Genomic DNA, 17369 nt, shown 5'->3' on the forward strand with positions numbered 1-17369 from the left:
AATGCTGGACGTCAACGTTGATCAATGTTCTGCTCCCGTCACCCGAAGGCTCCGGACCCACGGGCCCCCATCCTGGCGCGACGCGGCGTGGGGCCGGTGTACGGCGCGCTGAGGCGCGCGTAGAGACCGGGACCGGGGTTGCACCGGGAGGGGGCTGGACCCTTGCTTGGCGGGTCGTGATCCGTTGGTCCTCCGGCTGGGGAGTGCAGCGGATCTCTGCATGACCTCGCTGGGAGCAGGCGATCGAGGCAGAGACGATCCTCGGCACGTGCATCTCAGCACCACCGCCCGCCCCGGCGGATTCTGGCACGACGTCGACAAGGTCAATGCCGGCGGGGCAGACCTGCGGCTGGACCAGAGACCTTCCCAGCAGTGGGCTCTGGTCCGGGGCTGGAAGGGCGAGGTCGAAGGCATCGAGCTGACCTTGACGTTCCTGCGTCCAAAGCGGTCCCAGGTTGACCGATGGCAGCAGCTGCCCCGGTGAACCTGGACGTACCGCCTGTCCCACACAGCCGCCCTCCAGGGTGATCGGCAGCGCCGACACCAGGCGGGCGATCAGGTGCAGGGCCCAGTCGGTCAGTTGCCCGACGACCGGATGTCGGCGAGTGGGGTCTTCCAGTCAAGGACAACCCCGTACTTCATCCCATCCCGAGCGAAGGTGTGCTCGACCGTCAGCTCGCCACTGTTGTTCTTGATCTTCTGCAACACGTCCGGATGCAGGCCAGGAAGTAGTTCCCTGTTGACCTGGAACGTGGCCTGGAATCCGCCCTCCTCAACCTCGAACGCCTTACTGTCAACGACCTTCGCGGGGGTACCCAGGTGGTAGTCCACGTCGTCGCCGTCGTTCGCCTGCCACTTCCAGTTGACGGAGTGGTACAAGAGGTCCCAAACCGTCTCCTCGAATTGGGCGCGCTCATGCGGCTCGCCGTGGGTGTTGCTCCTCATGGCGAGGCGGATCCACCCGAGCACGTTCGGCTCCTCATCAGGCTCTGCTTCCATATAGAGGACTTCATAGGGCCACGGCTGCGCCCCGCTGTCTTCATAGGCGTTGATCGAGACCTTGGGCCTCATCGGGCCTTCCTCTCCGTAATCCTCCGGACACTCACAGTCGCGAACGATCTTGCCACAGCGACTCTCGCTTCAGTGCGCTTTGGCGCCACGTCCGCGAGCGTCGCTTCCTGCTCGATGCGCGTCATCGCTACGCCCTGACGGCGCACCGCACACCGGGCCGGGCCGGCCGTCCAGGATGGCGGCGATCTTTCGAGCGAGGGCGGCAACCTTCCGAGCAGCAGCGGCAACTGAGGCACTGACAGTTCGTCTCGCAAAAGGAACGACCTTACGTGTCTGCTTCATCGCACCGCCGCTCGCCCGCCCGGAAACGCCTGGCTCTGATCGGCGCCGCCTGCCTCGTGGCCGCCGGGCTCGCGGCCATACCGCTGACCATGAGTGCGGGCGCCGCCACCGTCGACCTCGCACACGCAGCGCTGCCTGCCAATGACGGCTGGGCCGCCAGTGGCTCGGGCACCACTGGCGGACGGGCCGCCGACGCGGCGCACACCTTCACCGTCTCGACCCGCGCCGAGCTGGCCAAGGCCCTCAAGGCCGGCCCTGCCGACGCCCCCCGAATCATCCAGATCAAGGGGGCGATAAACGCCAACACCGAAGATTCCGGCAAGCCCCTCGACTGTGCCGACTACGCCGCCGGTACGGGCTACTCGCTGAACGCGTACCTGAAGGCCTACGACCCGGCCACCTGGGGCCGCTCCAAGCTGCCCTCCGGCGCACAGGAGTCCGCGCGTGCCGCGGCGCAAGCGCGGCAGGCCGCACGCGTGGTCCTGAGCGTGCCTTCCAAGACCACGATCGTGGGCGTTCCCGGCTCCGGCGCGGCGATCGTCGGGGGCAGCCTCCAGGTGAGCAACGCGGACAACGTCATCATCCGCAACCTCAGCTTCAGTGACACCCGCGACTGCTTCCCCCAGTGGGATCCGACCGACGGCTCGACGGGCAACTGGAACTCCCAGTACGACGCGGTCTCGGTGCGCCGCTCCACACATGTATGGGCCGACCACAACACGTTCGGCGACGGCCCGCACTACGACAGCTCGAACCCGGCCTACTTCGGCCGCGAGTACCAGGTCCACGACGGCGCCCTGGACATCACCAACGCCTCCGACCTCCTGACCGTCGAGTACAACCGCTTCACCAACCACGACAAGACCATGCTCATCGGCAGCAGTGACAAGGACACCAAGCTGCGGGTGACGCTGCATCACAACCTCTTCCAGGGGATCGTCCAGCGCGCCCCGCTCGCCCGGGTCGGCCAGATCCACCTGTACAACAACTACTACGACACGGCGACGCTCAACGGCTACGCCCACAGCTACAGCATCAACTCCCGGGCCAACGCCCAGATCGTCGCCCAGAACAACTACTGGGCGCTTTCCAGCGGTCGGAAGGCCTCGCAACTGCTCAGCGGGGACGGCACCGGCGCGGTGGCGGGCAGTGGCAACCTGGTCAACGGCACCGCCACCGACCTCGTGGCCGCGTACAACGCCGAACACTCCAGCAAGAAGATCGCGACGGGCGTGAACTGGACACCGAAGCTGAACGCGGGCCTGGAACCCGCGAGCGGTCTGCCCGCCAAGCTCGCCAAGACAACGGGCGCTGGCGTACTGAACAGCAGCGGTGGCAGCAGGCGTTGAGGAACGGCACCCGGCCGCGCGCCGGGTGCCGGATCTGCCTTCGTCCGGCGCCGACGGTCGGGTATTCCTAGCGACGAGCTGCCGGGCGTCCCCGGGGGCGTACACGTCGGACGGCGCGTGGCCCGACCGAGCGGCTCGGCGACGCTCGGGCAAGACCGACGCGGGCGACGCAGAAGCAGCCGCCCGAGCCGTACTCGCCGGAAGAGCCGCCGGAACCCCGCAGAGCAGAGACGAACCAGTCGAGGAGCTTCGCGTACGGAAGGTCGTGAAGGACTCCGCGGGCCGCAACCGCACCCAGGCCGTCAACCAGCTCAAGGCTCTCCTGGTCAGCGCGCCGGCGCGGTTGCGTGAATCCCTCGCCGGTCTGTCGTACCCGGCACGTTCAAGGTGTGCCCTGCCTCGGCCCTGTGGACGTGGAAGAGGCGGCAGGGGGCCGGGGGCGGGCAGGGGTGCCGTGCCGTACAGGGCCCGCCGTTCCTTCCACTCCTCCCCATCGGCACGCCGACGGTCCCCGCTCTCCGCCATGCTGCCGCCCACGTCTGCCCCGAACGGCCGCTCTACGTCGAGGTCCTCGAGCGGATCACGGCTGCCGAATCCAATGGCGCCCTACGTGCGTCGCGCCCTCCTTGCCTGCGACGGGTGCGCCTTGGTGAGGGTGCAGACGCCCTCCGCGCACTGGCGCTCCAGCCGGCCGCGGGAGAGAGTCTGGGTGAGGCCCACCAACCAGCAGGTGGGGCAGCCGCGGAAGGCGATCAGGGCCAGCGGGGCCGCCAGCAGGACGGCCGGGCCGAGGACGGGCACCAGGGCGATCGAGCCGATGATCAGCCCGAAGCCGATGGCGCCGCGCGCCAGGTGGCGCGGGACGGACGTGCTGGCATAGCTCCTCTTGGGCGCCGCGGACGGCGCGGTGGCCCCGCTCTCCGCGCCCTGTGTGCTGTACACGCTCTTCACGGTGTTCACGGTGGTGAGTCCTCTCCGGCACATGGGTCGATGGAGTCGGTGGAAAGGTCAAGCGCTTGGGCTGTCGCCGGGTCGGTGGCCGCCAACGCGTGACGCAGTGCCGCACGTGCTCTGTGCAGCCGCGATTTCATCGCGGCGTTGCTCAGCCCAAGCGCATGGGCGACGGACCTGCCGGGCAGGCCCTGAACGTCCCGCATGATCAGGACCCGCCGCTGGTCGTGGGGAAGGGAACCGACCGCAGCCGCGATCCGCTCCACCTCCAGCCTGCGCAGCACCGCATCCTCGGCGGACGGTTCCGCGGACGCCTCCGGTCCGGCCGACGCCTCGTCGCTCGGCGAGACGAGCAGCCGTACCTGCCGCAGGCATTCGTTGCGCACGATACGGAACATCCACGAGGCAAGCGCCCCGGTGGCCCGCAGGCTGCCGATCTTCCGGTAGAGGATGATCAGTGCCTCCTGCGCCGCATCCTCCGCGTCCTGCGGCGAGGCGCACAGCGACACGGCGAACTTGCGCACGTGCGGCTGCGATTCCATGACGACGGTGGCGAGCGACGTGAGGTCGCCGTCCTGCGCGGCCTTGATCAGCCGCTCGTCCGGCCAGGCATGGCGTTGGTTCATCTGCTCCTCATCCTCGGTAGGCCCCCGCGCGGGCGCCGGTCAGCTTCGGCTCTTGTAGCGGCGCAGAAGGTGCCAGCTGCACGCGCCCACGAGCAGGGCCCCGATCACTACGAAGCCAATGACCATCATTCGTGTTTCCTCCCGGTCCTGCCGGCCCGTTCGGCCGGCACATACACAAGAGGCGGGCAGGTCCGGAAAGGATTCACCCCGGCCGGAATCTCCTGTCGTACGCCCGCCGTACGCGATGCCGGACGACGCTCGGATCAGGCCGGCCCCCGAGTGAGCCGCCCGGCCTGCGGCTTTCCGGGAGGGCGCCAGGCCGATGGGTGCAAGGCCGACCGGCGAGCAGCGGCCACAGGTCCAAGGCATGGTCAGCGCGCCGTTTCCCTCATGCCTGCGACCGAGCGCCACGCCGTGCGCTTCCGACAGATCCACCAGCACGAAGGCGGGCTCATCGGCCGCGTCCGCAACCTCAAGGTCGGCGAACACGACGGCGAGGCCGTCGGCCTCGACGAGATCGGCCGCGGCTACGTGGCCGCCTCCACCGGGATGATCCCCCTCAGCGACGCTGGCCGAACTTGCGGCATCTTGTCGACCTTCGCGACACCGTCATCGAGACGATCCCTCCGGCGCCGTGCCTCGACACCCGACGACCTCGACCCCACCCTCCGCCGCGAGTTGCGCATGCTATACGGCTGCCCCGGGCGGTCGGCCGAGAGCTGAGCGGGGCCGCCCGCGCCCGGTACGGCAACAGGGCCCGGACCGTGCGTCGCGGTCCGGGCCCTGCTCCGTGCGGTGCCGTGCTGCGGCGGTGGTGCCTCAGCTCTGTGCGGTGTCGTCGCCCGCCTGCCCGGCGCCCTCAGCTGCGCCTGCCTTCTCGCGCATCTTGCGCACCAGCTCCGCCTTCTGGTCGGCCGCACCTTGGCGGTCGAGGTTTCGGTGCGGACCGTTGTTCTGCCGTTCGGCGCGGGACAACCTCTTGCGCTGGCCGCCGCCCTGACCCACGGGGTTGTTTATGTTCTTACTCACGGTCACGGGTTCTCCCGGTAATGATGCGAAGTGATCTACAGATTCATCGGTGGGGGACGAGCGGCGACGTCGAAGGACGTCAGCAGGGGCCCATCGCGCTCTCACTCGTAAATCGGCGTCTGGAAGACGTTACCCGGTTCCGTCAGCCCCGCACACCAACCATTTCGCCGCCCCGGCGTCGGCCGGACCTTCGGCGAGCGTCCGGGGTCAGCCGTTTCCTTCCGGGAATCTCAGCACCGCCGGCACCCGCCGGTGGTCTCACCACCCACCCCGGGCAGGTCCAGGTGAGCCCGTGGGCGTTGGTGGCGAGCACGCTGGCGGCATGAGAGATCATCTCACTTGCGTCCCGGTGTTGGGGGACTTCCCCATGCTGATGTCAAGCCGTTCCCGCGACGGGGAGTGAAGGCTCTCCGTCACGAATCATTACCCCCAGTACGTGGATACGTCGGCGTGCGAGGGAGAGGAGAGCTTTCCGTCTGACATGACGCGGAGTTCGGTATCAGCCGCGCGCAGGTGTACCGGCTCGTGGCCGTCGCCCGCGCCCTGGCCGCGATCCAGGGCGCGGTAGTCAGTCCACTGGGCGTTGACGAGCAAGCCGCGGAAGTTCTCCACACGATCGTGTTCCCACCCCTGCATCAAGCTGTTCTCGGGCATGGACGCCCCAGGACCGGTGCGGAGTAGCAGCCCGCTGAGTGACCTCATTCGCTCCCTGAGGCTCTGAGGCTGGCGTGGCCGGGGGCCTACTTGGATTCGACTCGTCCTGCCGGGTTGGGTCCGGTCGTCAGTGCCTCGTAGGTGGTCTGCCAAGCGTTGTCGCGGGGGTGGAGCTGGGTGCGGAGGTACGCCGCGGTGAGCTGGGCGAGGGCGGCGACTCGCTGGGGGTTTTCGTCGGTGGTCTCGGCGGCGTCGTATCCGGCTATCCCGCCGAGTCCGTGCTCCGCGTCGAACAGGGTGAGCAGGGTTTTGGGGCCGGGGGCGAGGGTGTAGGGGTCGGCGTGCCAGTCCGGGCCCAGGTCTGTGAAGTGCCGGGGGTCGTCCTTGTCGCCGGTGACGACCAGCGCGGGTGCGGTCATGGTGGAGAAGTCGACGGCCCCGATGACCGGCCAGTGCTCGGCCATGGGTCCGTTGAAGGCGTCGCCGCCCCTGCCGGGCGGGGCGAGCAGTACGCCCGCCTTGATTCGCGGCTCGAGGAGGTGTACCAGGTTGCCGGTGTCGGGGTCGGTGAGTCCGGCGCCCAGCAGGAGGGCGGCGGTGAAGCCGCCAAGCGAGTGTCCGGCGAGGGCGACCTTGGTGGGGTCGATCCGCCCGGCGAGCTGCGGCACGGCGTTCTCGATCGCCTCGAGCCGGTCGAGGACGTGGGTCATGTCCTCGGCGCGGGAGCGCCAGAAGTCGGGTGCTCCCGGGGCGTCTGCGACCAGGTCGGTCAGTGTTCTGGAGGTGAGGTGGGTGGGCTGGACGACGACGAATCCGTGTGCCGCCCAGAAGTTGGCGAGCGGCGCGTAGCCGTTGAGCGAGGAGAGGTTGTTCGAGGGGCCGTGGCCGTGGGAGAGAAGGATGACGGGGAGGCTGGTGCCGGTCAAGGGTGCGGAGACGCGCACCTGGAGATCCACGGGACGTCCGGGCACGGACAGGACTACGGGGCTGACGGACAGGACCGGGACGGGCGCGCCCAAGGCGTCGGCAGTGGTGGGTGTGCTCACGGTGTGGGTTTCCCTTTCGGTGGCGCCCGCCGTTTGTCAACCGGTGTGTCGAAGGAGAAACGCGATGACCGCCGAGCGGTCCCGCAGGGCATTCGCCGTCCGAAGCCAGCGGGCCGACGCTCAGCGCAACCGGGAGACGGTGCTCACTGCCGCAGCCGAGGTGTTCGTCACCTCCGGCGTCGACGCGCCGATTCGCCAGATCGCGGCCCAGGCGGGCGTCGGGATGGCCACGATCTACCGCCACTTCCCGACCCGGGCGACCTCGTCACCGCCGTGGTACCAGCACCAGATCGAGGCATGCGCCGAAGCCGGCCCTCACCTGCTGGCCGGCGCCGATACCCCGGCCGACGCACTGCGCCAATGGATCGACCTCTTCGTCGACTTCCTGGTCACCAAGCACGGCCTCGCCGACGCCCTTCAGTCCGCCAGCGACCGCTTCGCCGCGCTGCACGCCTGCTTCCTCGACCGCCTGGCCTCGCCCCACCTGACCTGTCGGGACGTCTGCGGGACCTCCTCCGTGGCTGAGCGCGTACCTGGCCCTACGGGCCAACCATCGCGCAGGGTCGCAGTCGTTGTGACTGAACGCCGCGGTTGGCCAGTCGTGCACTCAGGTGCTTGCATCCGGTACTCAGGTACAGGTTTACCGGCGGAGATGTCCCCGCTCGGCGCCGGCGTCATCGCGCTGGGCCTGTACGGGGTGGTGGCGACCACTTCGGCCGGATCCTCGCCGCCTACGGCGGGATCTTCGTCGCCGGATCGATCGCCTGGGGCATGGTCGTCGACGGCTACTGCCCCGACCGCTACGACGTCATCGGCGCCCTGGTCTGCCTCGCCGGCATGGCCGTGATCATGTACGCATCGCGCGGGAGCTGACCCCTTCCCGGGTGGCCCGCGCGCGTAGCCCGCACCCGCACAGAGCCGTCCGGCCCCCCGGCCGCCCACTGGGAGCTGTGCGGCGGGGGCGTCGACGGCGCGGGCCCTGCTGATTCGGTGGCTTGTCTGCGGGATTAGGGCAGGCCTCCGACGGGGACGGTCAGTGCCGTCGCCTCTGCCTCGGTCTCGCGGTTCAGCGGGATTTCGCGGGTGCGGAACCGGTCGAGGAGGGCGAGGGCGATCGCCGGGACGGCCAGGTAGAGAAGCAGGACGACAAGTGCCTGCGTGGTGCCGTGGCCGTCGAAGTAGATCGTGTTGCGCAGCAGGATGTAGGCGTTGCGGGGCGGCAGGAACGGGCCGATGTCGGCCCAGAACGCCGGGAGATAGGGGACGCCGTTCGCTCCTCCCGAGGAGGGGTTGCCGAACAGCACGATCACGATGATGGTCACGAGTGTTCCGGCGGCTCCGAGGAGCTTTTGCAGGACGGCTGCGACGGCTGCGACGCCCGCGATGACGAGGGAGAGGATTGGCCAGACGATCCAGAATTTCTCCAGGGGGTAGCCGCGGAGCCAGAGGCCGACGACGAGGTTGACCAGCAGGCCAGCCAGGACGGAGAAGCCGAGGATCGCGGTCAGGCGGCGACGGCCGGTGGCGCTGCCGGTGACGGTTCTGAGCATGGTGGACGCCATGTAGCCGCCGACCAGGAGCGGGATGAGCATCAGGGACGGGACGAGGCCGAAGGGGTCCTTCTTCGCCAGCGGCTGCGGGGCATACTGCTGGACGCTGAGCGGCTGCCCGAGCTTCTTCGCTGCGACCTCGAAGTTCGCCGCCAGGTCGAGGGGAGCGACGTCGCTGAGGGTGGGGACGACGAGCAGGGTGCTCGACGATTGGCCGGGGATGAGAGCTCCGTAGATCTCGGCCCGGTCGATCGCATCCTTCGCGGCCTGCTCGCTGGGATAATGGGTGCCCTTCAGGGAGAGGTTCTTCTGGGTCGCGGCCAGCAGGGGGGACGGGCCGACGGCACCGAACGGCAGGTCGGTCGCTACAGGTTCGTGGGCCGAGCTCATGTAGTTGACGGTGAACAGGCACTGCATGACCGCGGCGACCGCCAGCGCGATGAGGACCCGGACGAGTGTCTTCGGGCCCGCGGGCTGTGTGACCGGGGCTTCGACTGCGTCAGGCGTGTCAGGCGTGTCAGGCGTACAGGTGCGACGGCGGGCGCGGGTGCGCCGACCATCTTGACCGGCCGCCGGCGTCCCAGGTAGCCGACGATGACGCCGCCGCCCAGCGCGTACAGGCCGAGGACGATCAACGGTGTGGTGATGCTGTTCCCGTCGAAGTAGATGACGTTGCGTACCAGGGTGATGGCGTGCTGGGGCGGGAAGACGGCGCCGATGTGCTGCCAGTAGTCGGGCAGAAGGGAGATGCCGACCCCGCCGGCCGCGGAGCCGCCCACGATGATGAACAGGGTCGCGACCTCGAGCGTGCCGAGTGGTCCGATAAGGCGCTGGAAGGCGGCGGCCGCCAGAGCGACGGACGCGGCGATCAGGATGAAGCACGGCAGCAGCGGCCAGAAGTGATCGTTGGTATAGGCGCCGATGCCCGGCCCGGCGATCAGGTCCGTCAGCACGGCGCCCACCGTCGCGTAGCCGACCAGCATCGCCACGTGCCAAGGAGCGGCCGCGGTTCTGGTCGCCTTGAGGAGCAGGACGGCGGCCAGGTAGCCGCCGATGAGCAGGGGGATCAGGAGCAGACCGGAGACCCCGCCGAGGCGGTCGTACTCCGGCAACGGCTTGACCGTCTTCACCGTCAGGGGCCGCTCGAGCTTCTTCGCCGCATCACCGAACGCCGCTTCGATTTCCACCCGCCCGAAGAAGCTCTTGGCGGGGACCACGATCAGCGTGTCGCTCGCCTGGCCGGGCAGGTAGGCGCCGTGCAACTTGCTCTGGCCGATCGCCTCCATCACCGCGGACTCATCCGCGTAGGCGAGCGTCTCCAGCGACACCTTCGACGTCACCGCGTTCACGACCGGAGACGCACCGGTCACCCCGAACGGCGTATTGCGCAGCACGAGCAACTGCATCGCACTGACCAGGCAGAGCGCGAACAGGCTCTGCAACACCAGGACGATGCCCAGAGCGGCCAGGGCCTTCTTCACCATGCGCTCACCAGCCGGGCCACGTTGCCCCGCCCGCCACGCACCCCGCCGCGGTCGGCCGCACCAGCTGCAGCCGCTCGGACCGGGCTCCCGATCGCTGCAAACGAACTACCCATTGCACCTATATCCGCACGTTATGTCCTTCGTGTGTGCCGGTCATGGAAGCCGTGGGCTCAGCCGTGTCGAAATAGGCGCAGCCCCTGATGAAACGGCGTAGTGCCCCCTCCCGCCGGGCTCGGGCCCTGGACCGGGCCGCTCACCCCGGGCGGGTGTGGGTCCGGGGACGGTGCCTGGAGCGGCCCCGTGCTGGAGGAGGGGGCGGGCCGGCTACGCGGGAAGCGCGAACCCGCCGTAGAGGTCGTCCAGTGCCCGGAGGGCGAGGCGGCCAGGAGCGGCGCGGACGGCGAGGTTCCGGGCGCCGGCGGCGAGCGGGTTGCGCAGGCCGGCCACCCGGCCCGCCCGGCGGGACCGCACCCGGATTGCATTGGTCCGCTCCCGCCGGGCGGCGCTGTACGCGGCGAGGGCCGCGGGGACCGCGCCGGGGCCGGCCCGGTGCAGCAGGTGGGCCAGGACCACGGCGTCCTCGACGGCCTGGCAGCCGCCCTGGCCCAGGTTGGGCGTCATGGCGTGGGCGGCGTCGCCGATCCAGGCGATGCGGCTGTGGTGCAGGCGGGGCAGCGGGGCGGCGAGGTCGTAGAGGTCGTGCTGGAGCAGGGCGGCCGGCTCCATGCGTTCCAGCAGGGCCGGTACGGGTGCGTGCCACCGGCCGAACCGCCGCGCCAGCTCGGCCCGTACGTCGGTCGGCCGGCTGCCCGGCGGTGCGAAGGCGGTCGCGTAGACGTACACGCGCCCGTCGGCCAGCGGCACGATGCCGAAGCGCTCGCCCCGCCCCCAGGTCTCGGAGGTCGTGAGGCCGGGCAGGCCCTCGGCGGTGACGACCGTCCGCCAGGCCCTCTCGCCGCTGTGATGCAGGCCGGGGTGGCCTGGGAAGTACTGCCGGCGCAGGGGGCTGTTGATGCCGTCGGCGGCTATCACGACGTCGGCCTGCACCTCCCCGACCCCGGTCCGCACCCGGGCGGTCTCCTCCCCGGCGCCCTCGACACCCTCCACGGCGGTGGCGTACCGCAGCGCCCCGTCGGGCAGTTCCGCAGCCAGGCCGCCGGTGAGCGCGGCCCGGTGCACGGCGAGCGGGGGACGCCCATAGCGCCGGACCAGTGCGGCGGTGTCGGCCCGGTTGAGCCAGACGCCGTCGGGCCGGCGCACGCCCATGGCGGCGGACACGGCGCTGCCGGTGGCCCGCTCGACGTCGAAGCCGATGGCCTCGAAGGCGCGCAGGGCGTTGGGTGCGAGCACGATCCCGGCGCCGGCGCCGGCGGCCTCCCGGGCCGCCTGCTCGTGGACGGTGACCTCCCAGCCGAGGCGGTGCAGGGCCACGGCAGCCGTGAGCCCGCCGATCCCGGCTCCGACCACAACCGCTCGACGTCCGGACATGGGCGTTCCTCTCCTCGGTCCCGCACACCGGCCCTCTACATTCGTAGAGGACCGCAGGGCTCACTCTACAGCTGTAGAGTGAGCCCATGTCGACCCCTGACCGCAGGACGCTCATCGCGGACACCGCCATCGCCACCGTGGCCTCCGCAGGCTTGCGCGGCCTGACCCACCGGGCGGTCGACACCGCCGCGGGCCTGCCGGCGGGCAGCACCTCGTACTACTTCCGCACCCGGACGGCGCTGATCGAGGCCTGCTACCGGCGCCTGGCCGAGAGCGACCTGGCCGACGTGGACCAGGACGCGCCGGTGCTCCCCGTCCCGCAGACGGGAGGGGGAGCACCGGAAGAGGACGGGGAAGGCGGCGGCGGGCAGCGCGCGGGCAGGGATGAGGTGGCCGCCGCGCTCGCGAACGTGCTCCACCGCTGGATGACGACGGGCCGCGAACGCCAGCTGGCCCGCTTCGAACTCTCGCTGGAGGCCGCCCGCAACCCGGAGCTGCGTACAGGACTGCACCGGGCGGGCCTCGGCGCCCGCGCCCGCGCGGCCGGGATCCTCGCCGCCCTGGGCGCCGCCCGCCCCGAGCGCTCCGCCGAGCTCCTGGTCGCCTGGACTGAAGGCGTCCTTTACGACCACCTGGCCGGGGCCCTCGCCGCCACGCGCCCCGTGCCGACCGTCCCGGAACTGACCGGGACGGTCCGGCGGATGCTGGACGCGGCGCTGGCCGCGGAGGCGCCGGAGCGCCCCTGACCCGCGGGAGCGCGCCCGGGCGCTGTCCGTCGCCCGGCCGCTAGGGCTGGAGCGGCCCGCGGAGCCGGTGTCCATGACCCAAGTCACCCGCCCGGCCGTCCCGCGACGCCGTGCGGAGCGTGCCTCTGGTCAGACGGTGCCGGCACCTGGTGGTGCAGGTGGTCGAGTGCACCTTCGTCTGTCTGCTGCGCACGCTCGAGGGTGGTCTGTGCGCGGGCCCGTCCAGCACGGGCCCAGCAGCTGCATTTCTCCCGCTCCGGCAGCCACCCGTAATCCGCCGACGGCATACCAGCTTCTGGGATTGCGCACAGCGTCCCGTCGAAGGTGCCGAAGGCGTGGGACGCGCCGGCGCGAAGGCCGTCCGCCACGGCCCTTTCCCAGCGCATCTCCACGGGCAAGTACGGAGGCAGCGCGACCTCTAACCACTCGCCAACTCATATGAGTGGCGGCGTGCCACCGGGAACAGGACCAGAGCTCCGCTTCCCGCACGATGGCCGGCGGTGGCCATCGCCACACCGCCCGTCCACACACATCGCACCCCACGGGCGGACCCTCACGGGCCTCCGCGCGTGCCCCAATCCCCTGACACCGGGCGACTCACGAAGCGACCCCGACAGGAGAAAGGGCTCTTTCAAGGGGCTCCGGGGGATCAGGGCCGGGCGAACCACTCGGGATGCTGCTCGCGGAGGTGGGCCATTGCCGGCAGGAACCTGCGCAGGGCCGACAGGAGCGGGTGGTTCGCGCCCTCGCTGATCTTCACGTGGTGGTGTCCGAACCTGAGGACCGTGACGACGATGAGCACGTCCTCGCAGAGGCCCGCCTGATCCGTGACGGTCACCACGCGCTCGTGATGGGATGAGACGGACAGGGAGAGGTCTTCGAGGCGGGAGTACGGCACCCTCAGGAGGTCCGGGGGATCCAGAACGCACAGATGTGTATCGGTGAACGCGATGGTCCGCCTCGCGCTGTTCGTGGCTCGGCCGACCAGCTGCTCCCCGTCGGCCATGCCGTAGCGCTTCCTCAGTACGGACGCCATCCAGCCCGGACGTCCGGTGCCCCGTACGAGGATGAAGCCCTGGAGCATCAGCACCAGGCGCAGGGCGTCCGCGAACGTGGTGGGTTGGTGGCGGTGCCGCTCGACGTAGGCGTTCACCTCGGCGACGTCGTACCCGTGGTGCTTCCGGCCGGACTCGGTCCGGAAATAGGGAGGGGCTGCCTGCGACCACTGGTCGGGGTCGGCCACCGTGGCAATGACTTTCGCCAAGCGGGCGTTGACGTCTCCGATGCGGTAGCCGGCGCTCTGGACGGTGGCGAAGGCGGGCCCTCCGGCAGGAGTGGTGGCCCGGGGAACCGGGACGCCCGCGGCGCGGTCCCGGGGGACCGGTACCGGAAGCGGCTCTGGGACTGGCTCCGGCTTCGGGGGCGGCGGTGGGAAGGCCCGGTTGCGTACGGGGGGAAGTCACCCGCGCCCGTCTTGCCGCACTCCTCCGGGAGCGGAAGGCCCGTGTCCCGCATGCGCCGCAGCACCTCGTTGTAGAGGTCGTTCGCGCCCAGCAGCGGGCCGGCGCCCTGGACGCCCTCCTGCATGGCGCCCAGCAGGAAACCGGTGAAGGCGCTGTACCTGGCCCCCGCAGGCGCCTTGGAGCGCCGGTCCCCCGGGGCTGAGGTCAGGGAGTACACGCCCCTGACGGCGGCCAGCTGGTCCGTGATCAGCCGGGAGTCGGCGCCCATCAGGTCGGAGTGCGCCAGGCCGCTGAAGCAGGAGTCCAAGATCACGATCTTGACGTCTGCGCGGGACTGCTTGACGACGCCCGCCAGGTACGAAAACCGCAGGCTGGTCCAGTCCTGACCGGGTTCGCTCTCGGTCATGCTGAGGTGGAGATCGCCGGTGGCCCCGGCGATCAGGCCGTGGCCGCTGTAGTAGACGAGCAGGACATCCTCCGCCTCCTCGGCGGCCGCCCAGACCGGCTCCATGATGTCCCGGGGCTTGTCCGGATCGTCCACGAGCCGTACATCGTCCGTCGCGAAGCCGCCCAGTGCTCCGTCGGTGAGGGCGGCTTCGAGGCCGCGGATGTTGCGCGCGGAGTGGGGGATCGGCGTGAGGTCCCGCGAGGTGTAGGACGCGGCGCCGATCAGCACCGCGCGGGCGGACCCGAAGGACGGGAAGGAGGGCCCGCTCACCGACCGTCCAGCGCGCGCACGATGCGGACGGCCACCTCGTCCGGGTCCTCGAGCCGGGAGGCGTCGATCTCCACCTCCTTCTCCCCGCTGCGCACGCGGATGTGCACCTGTCGGCGCCGGACGCCGGCCCAGGTGCCCAGCGAGGCAGCGACGGCGGTCAGGACGCCCTGCGGTTCGAGCAGCAGCTGGAGGGCCTCTGTAACCGGGCCCATGTCACCGTCCTCGACCGGCGCGGCCTGGGCGGTGATGGCGACGCGCCTGAGCTCCTGGTCCTGGCGCAGCCACTGTTCCAGCCGGCGCAGTTCATCGCCCGCCTCATCGCCGCTCAGGCCGACCTGCACGATCATGGAGTACCTCCGGTACGTCGCAACTCGCAGGCCGCACATGCTAGTCAGGTCCCGCTGGTGGCGCCGGTACTTCGCCGCAGACGGGGCGCCCCCTCGTAGAACCCGTCCCCGGCCCCTGCGCCAGCGGCCCGGGGCCGGCAATATCGCCGGCCGACCGCGCTTGCACGCTCCGGTATCCGAGCGCCGCAGCAGTCACACCGGCCGTCACCATTTGGCGACCATATGCCCGCTGTGCGGCGACGGCATCCCGTCCGAATCAGGCTCCGAGCGTGGTGAAGCCGCCGACGATCGCTCCGTACCCGATGTGGGCGAGGACGGTAATGACGGGTGTGCTCGGCCCGTAGTTGAGCATCAGGAAGCCGGGGGGTTCCAGAAGGGCCACCTCGGGGGCGCTGGTGAGGGGGCTGCCCATCCGGGGGTGGACGAGCGGCAGCAGAACGCCGACCAGCGCGGTGCCGGCGAACAGGCCGTGCAAAAGGCCGAAGAGCGCCCCCAGCCACCAGCCGGCCATGCCGATCGCGAGGAACACGGCGTAGTAGACGAACGCGAAGATCTCGCCGTTGAGGAAATGCATCAGGTAGCCGACGGCCTTCGCGCGCGTACGGTTGACGGTCACCGCCGTGCCGAGCAGGAACGGCAGGTCCATGCGCGTCAGGCGCATCTCTCCGGCGGCCCGCAATGCGGTGGTCAGCACCAGTGTGCCGACGAACGCCCCGGCAGCGGTCCCCCATGCGCTCACTCGCTCGCCTCCTTCTCGGCGCTGTTGATGGCGCGGGCGGTGCTGATGAGCGCCAGGTGACTCAGGCCCTGGGGCAGGTTTCCCAGGAAGTCGCCGGTGGCCGAGTCGATCTCCTCGCTGTAGAGGCCCACGTCGTTCGCCAGATGAACCAGCTCGTCCATCAAAGCGGTCGCCTCGGCCAGCTGTCCGGTGCGGGCGAGGGATTCGCAGAGCCAGAAGGAGCAGGCGAGAAAGGCGCCCTCCGGTCCGCTCAGGCCGTCTTCGCCGGAGTAGCGGTCGACGAACGGTCCATGCCGCAGCTCCTGCCCCACGGCCGTGATCGTGGCCCGCATGCGCTGAACGTCGCCGGCATAGCCGTAGAGGTGGCCGAGGAGGACAGCGGCGTCCAGGTCCTCGCTGCCGGCGGAGCGCACATAGCAGTTGCGGCGCGGCGAGACGCAGTTGGTTTCGATGAAGGCGGCGACCTCCTCGCGAGCAGACTGCCAGCGCGCCAGGTGCCGGTCGGGAATCAAGCTGCGGTCGGCGAGGGCCGCAGCGCGGTCGAGAGCCACCCAGCACATCATCTTGGACTGGGTGAAGTGGCGGGGTGCGCTGCGGACCTCCCAGATGCCCGAGTCGGGCTCCCGCCACGTGGCGCAGACGAGGTCGGCGAGTTCGGCCAGGCGCCGGGCGACGTCCGCGTCGAGCCGTCCGGCGGCCTGCGCGTACAGCCAGGCGGTCTGCATCAGCTCGCCGTAGGTGTCGAGCTGGACTTGACCGGCGGCCGCGTTGCCGATGCGGACCGGCGACGAGCCGCGGTAGCCCTCCCACGGGAGGGCCTCTTCCGTGGTGTGACCGCCGCCGTCCAGCCGGTAGAGCACCTGCAGGCGGGGGTGGGTCAGCTGGGAGGCGTGCATCAGCCACCAGAAGTAGGCGCGCGCTTCCGCGGGGCAGCCGAGCTGCAGGAAAGCGGCCAGGGTGAAGGCCGAGTCACGGAGCCACGAAAAGCGGTAGTCCCAGTTGCGCTCGCCGCCGACGTGTTCCGGCAGCGAGGTCGTCACAGCGGCCGCAACCGCGCCCGACGGGGCGAAGACCAGCAGCTTCAGGGCCAGCAGGCTGCGCATCACCGCCTGGTGCCACCTGCCGGTGTAGATCCGGTCGTCCGCCCAGCGCCGCCAGACCTCGCACGTACGCTCCAGGCGTACGTCGCATTCGGCGCGGGCAGGCAGGACCAGCGGCTCCTGGTGCGCGAACGGCATGGCGATCAAGGCGCTCCCGCCCGCCGCCGCCAGGAAGCTGCCGCTGATCGAATCCCCCTCGCATCGGGGTTCGCCGGCCTCCCAAGCGCATATGGCGAGCGCGTCACTGCCGGCTGTCGCCACCGGCACTCCCGCGCGCCAGACCAACCGCGTGATCCGTCTGCCGTAGCCGAAACGAGGATGAACGCTCCACCGCATCGGCACGGCCCCCGACAGGCCGTCAATGCGCCGTTGCAGTTCGCGCATCGGGGCGAGTGCGGCCTCGTCGTGCAGGGTCAGCGCGTCGGTAACCCGGACGGTGCCCTGCGGGGTGACGAAAGTCGTCTCCAGGACGTTCGTGCCGGGCAGATAGCGGCGTTCACTGCGGTAGGGCACCGCCGGTTCCAGGAGGAACCGGCCGCCACGCTCGGCGTCGAGCACGGCTCCGAACACCGCGGGCGAGTCCAGATCCGGCAGTCCGAGCCAGTCCACCGACCCGTCACGGGCGACCAGTGCCGCGGTCCGGCCGTCGCCGATCACCGCGTAGTCGCGCAGCGGGACGAAGCCACCGGTCCGCAAGACCGCCGTGCGATGGCGATCGGTTCTGGG

Annotated in this window: 18 protein-coding genes and 3 pseudogenes; 7 read left to right on the forward strand and 14 right to left on the reverse strand. The window is 70.4% G+C overall.

Annotated features, from left to right (window positions below):
* The first annotated feature begins 268 nt into the window (after positions 1–268).
* Positions 269–484, forward strand: a complete 216-nt coding sequence (locus IF09_RS0137585) for a hypothetical protein (protein ID WP_030303750.1) — start codon at positions 269–271, stop codon at positions 482–484.
* A 92-nt stretch (positions 485–576) separates the two neighbouring features.
* Here the strand turns inward: IF09_RS0137585 and IF09_RS0137590 are convergent, their stop codons facing one another.
* Positions 577–1071 (reverse strand): hypothetical protein, encoded by a 495-nt coding sequence (locus IF09_RS0137590; RefSeq protein WP_030303752.1) that lies wholly within the window; start codon positions 1069–1071, stop codon positions 577–579.
* 269 nt (positions 1072–1340) lie between these two features.
* On the opposite strand from IF09_RS0137590, the gene IF09_RS0137595 reads away from it, so the two are divergent.
* Entirely contained in the window at positions 1341–2702 is a 1362-nt protein-coding gene (locus tag IF09_RS0137595; RefSeq protein ID WP_030303753.1) for a pectate lyase family protein, read from the forward strand.
* Between the two features lie 25 nt (positions 2703–2727).
* A pseudogene (locus tag IF09_RS48390) lies at positions 2728–3018 on the forward strand (hypothetical protein); the annotation flags it as partial.
* A 290-nt stretch (positions 3019–3308) separates the two neighbouring features.
* Here the strand turns inward: IF09_RS48390 and IF09_RS0137600 are convergent.
* Both IF09_RS0137600 and IF09_RS41265 read right to left on the reverse strand, forming a co-directional pair.
* A complete protein-coding gene (locus tag IF09_RS0137600) occupies positions 3309–3662 on the reverse strand; it encodes a hypothetical protein (RefSeq protein ID WP_030303754.1) in 354 nt (117 codons plus the stop codon).
* Entirely contained in the window at positions 3659–4279 is a 621-nt protein-coding gene (locus IF09_RS41265; RefSeq protein ID WP_030303756.1) for an RNA polymerase sigma factor, read from the reverse strand. The genes IF09_RS0137600 and IF09_RS41265 overlap by 4 nt, the downstream gene beginning before the upstream one ends.
* A gap of 390 nt (positions 4280–4669) precedes the next feature.
* Here IF09_RS41265 and IF09_RS0137615 point away from each other — a divergent pair, with 390 nt between their 5' ends.
* On the forward strand, positions 4670–5002 hold the full coding sequence (locus tag IF09_RS0137615; protein WP_030303757.1) for a hypothetical protein: 333 nt from the start codon (positions 4670–4672) through the stop codon (positions 5000–5002).
* 96 nt (positions 5003–5098) lie between these two features.
* Here IF09_RS0137615 and IF09_RS0137620 read toward each other — a convergent pair whose 3' ends face one another.
* From IF09_RS0137620 to IF09_RS0137630, 3 genes are all read right to left on the reverse strand, one after another.
* On the reverse strand, positions 5099–5314 hold the full coding sequence (locus IF09_RS0137620) for a DUF6243 family protein (protein WP_030303759.1): 216 nt from the start codon (positions 5312–5314) through the stop codon (positions 5099–5101).
* Between the two features lie 417 nt (positions 5315–5731).
* The gene (locus IF09_RS46115; RefSeq protein ID WP_158710181.1) at positions 5732–5962 is read right to left on the reverse strand and encodes a hypothetical protein; all 231 of its coding nucleotides are present in this window, start codon (positions 5960–5962) and stop codon (positions 5732–5734) included.
* An 86-nt stretch (positions 5963–6048) separates the two neighbouring features.
* Positions 6049–7008: an alpha/beta hydrolase family protein gene (locus tag IF09_RS0137630; RefSeq protein ID WP_030303763.1), complete on the reverse strand. Its 960-nt coding sequence runs from the start codon at positions 7006–7008 to the stop codon at positions 6049–6051.
* 64 nt (positions 7009–7072) lie between these two features.
* Between IF09_RS0137630 and IF09_RS44160 the strand changes: the two are divergent.
* Together IF09_RS44160 and IF09_RS41270 are read left to right on the forward strand one after the other, a co-directional pair.
* Positions 7073–7480, forward strand: a pseudogene (locus IF09_RS44160) (TetR/AcrR family transcriptional regulator); the annotation flags it as partial.
* 189 nt (positions 7481–7669) lie between these two features.
* Positions 7670–7881: pseudogene (locus IF09_RS41270) on the forward strand (YnfA family protein); the annotation flags it as partial.
* Between the two features lie 134 nt (positions 7882–8015).
* Here the strand turns inward: IF09_RS41270 and IF09_RS42245 are convergent.
* From IF09_RS42245 to IF09_RS0137650, 3 genes are all read right to left on the reverse strand, one after another.
* Entirely contained in the window at positions 8016–8948 is a 933-nt protein-coding gene (locus IF09_RS42245) for a hypothetical protein (protein ID WP_158710182.1), read from the reverse strand.
* Entirely contained in the window at positions 8945–10042 is a 1098-nt protein-coding gene (locus tag IF09_RS0137645; RefSeq protein WP_030303766.1) for a hypothetical protein, read from the reverse strand. Before IF09_RS0137645 ends, IF09_RS42245 begins: the two co-directional genes overlap by 4 nt.
* A 324-nt stretch (positions 10043–10366) precedes the next feature.
* Positions 10367–11530, reverse strand: a complete 1164-nt coding sequence (locus IF09_RS0137650) for an FAD-dependent monooxygenase (RefSeq protein WP_030303768.1) — start codon at positions 11528–11530, stop codon at positions 10367–10369.
* A gap of 86 nt (positions 11531–11616) precedes the next feature.
* Here IF09_RS0137650 and IF09_RS0137655 point away from each other — a divergent pair, with 86 nt between their 5' ends.
* Positions 11617–12276, forward strand: coding sequence for a TetR/AcrR family transcriptional regulator (locus IF09_RS0137655; protein WP_030303769.1), 660 nt, complete (start codon positions 11617–11619; stop codon positions 12274–12276).
* A gap of 649 nt (positions 12277–12925) precedes the next feature.
* On the opposite strand, the gene IF09_RS0137660 is transcribed toward IF09_RS0137655, so the two are convergent.
* From IF09_RS0137660 to IF09_RS0137680, 5 genes are all read right to left on the reverse strand, one after another.
* Complete coding sequence (locus tag IF09_RS0137660; RefSeq protein WP_030303770.1) at positions 12926–13429, reverse strand: hypothetical protein; 504 nt, start codon at positions 13427–13429, stop codon at positions 12926–12928.
* Entirely contained in the window at positions 13426–14457 is a 1032-nt protein-coding gene (locus tag IF09_RS0137665; RefSeq protein WP_030303771.1) for a caspase family protein, read from the reverse strand. The genes IF09_RS0137660 and IF09_RS0137665 overlap by 4 nt, the downstream gene beginning before the upstream one ends.
* On the reverse strand, positions 14454–14804 hold the full coding sequence (locus IF09_RS42250; RefSeq protein ID WP_051833578.1) for an effector-associated constant component EACC1: 351 nt from the start codon (positions 14802–14804) through the stop codon (positions 14454–14456). Before IF09_RS42250 ends, IF09_RS0137665 begins: the two co-directional genes overlap by 4 nt.
* A 256-nt stretch (positions 14805–15060) precedes the next feature.
* On the reverse strand, positions 15061–15543 hold the full coding sequence (locus IF09_RS0137675; RefSeq protein ID WP_030303775.1) for a hypothetical protein: 483 nt from the start codon (positions 15541–15543) through the stop codon (positions 15061–15063).
* The gene (locus IF09_RS0137680; RefSeq protein ID WP_030303777.1) at positions 15540–17339 is read right to left on the reverse strand and encodes a glycoside hydrolase family 15 protein; all 1800 of its coding nucleotides are present in this window, start codon (positions 17337–17339) and stop codon (positions 15540–15542) included. The genes IF09_RS0137675 and IF09_RS0137680 overlap by 4 nt, the downstream gene beginning before the upstream one ends.
* Between the last annotated feature and the right edge of the window lie 30 nt (positions 17340–17369).

The sequence above is a fragment of the Streptomyces katrae genome (genome assembly GCF_000717655.1).
Taxonomy (GTDB): Bacteria; Actinomycetota; Actinomycetes; order Streptomycetales; family Streptomycetaceae; genus Streptomyces; species Streptomyces katrae_B.

Coding starts and splice junctions, on each gene's coding strand:
- IF09_RS42245 (WP_158710182.1), bottom strand. CDS start 8,948: ATGAGCTCGGCCCACGAACCTGTAGCGACCGACCTGCCGTTCGGTGCC.
- IF09_RS0137645 (WP_030303766.1), bottom strand. CDS start 10,042: ATGGTGAAGAAGGCCCTGGCCGCTCTGGGCATCGTCCTGGTGTTGCAG.
- IF09_RS0137655 (WP_030303769.1), top strand. CDS start 11,617: ATGTCGACCCCTGACCGCAGGACGCTCATCGCGGACACCGCCATCGCC.
- IF09_RS41265 (WP_030303756.1), bottom strand. CDS start 4,279: ATGAACCAACGCCATGCCTGGCCGGACGAGCGGCTGATCAAGGCCGCG.
- IF09_RS46115 (WP_158710181.1), bottom strand. CDS start 5,962: ATGCCCGAGAACAGCTTGATGCAGGGGTGGGAACACGATCGTGTGGAG.
- IF09_RS0137590 (WP_030303752.1), bottom strand. CDS start 1,071: ATGAGGCCCAAGGTCTCGATCAACGCCTATGAAGACAGCGGGGCGCAG.
- IF09_RS0137615 (WP_030303757.1), top strand. CDS start 4,670: ATGCCTGCGACCGAGCGCCACGCCGTGCGCTTCCGACAGATCCACCAG.
- IF09_RS0137650 (WP_030303768.1), bottom strand. CDS start 11,530: ATGTCCGGACGTCGAGCGGTTGTGGTCGGAGCCGGGATCGGCGGGCTC.
- IF09_RS42250 (WP_051833578.1), bottom strand. CDS start 14,804: ATGATCGTGCAGGTCGGCCTGAGCGGCGATGAGGCGGGCGATGAACTG.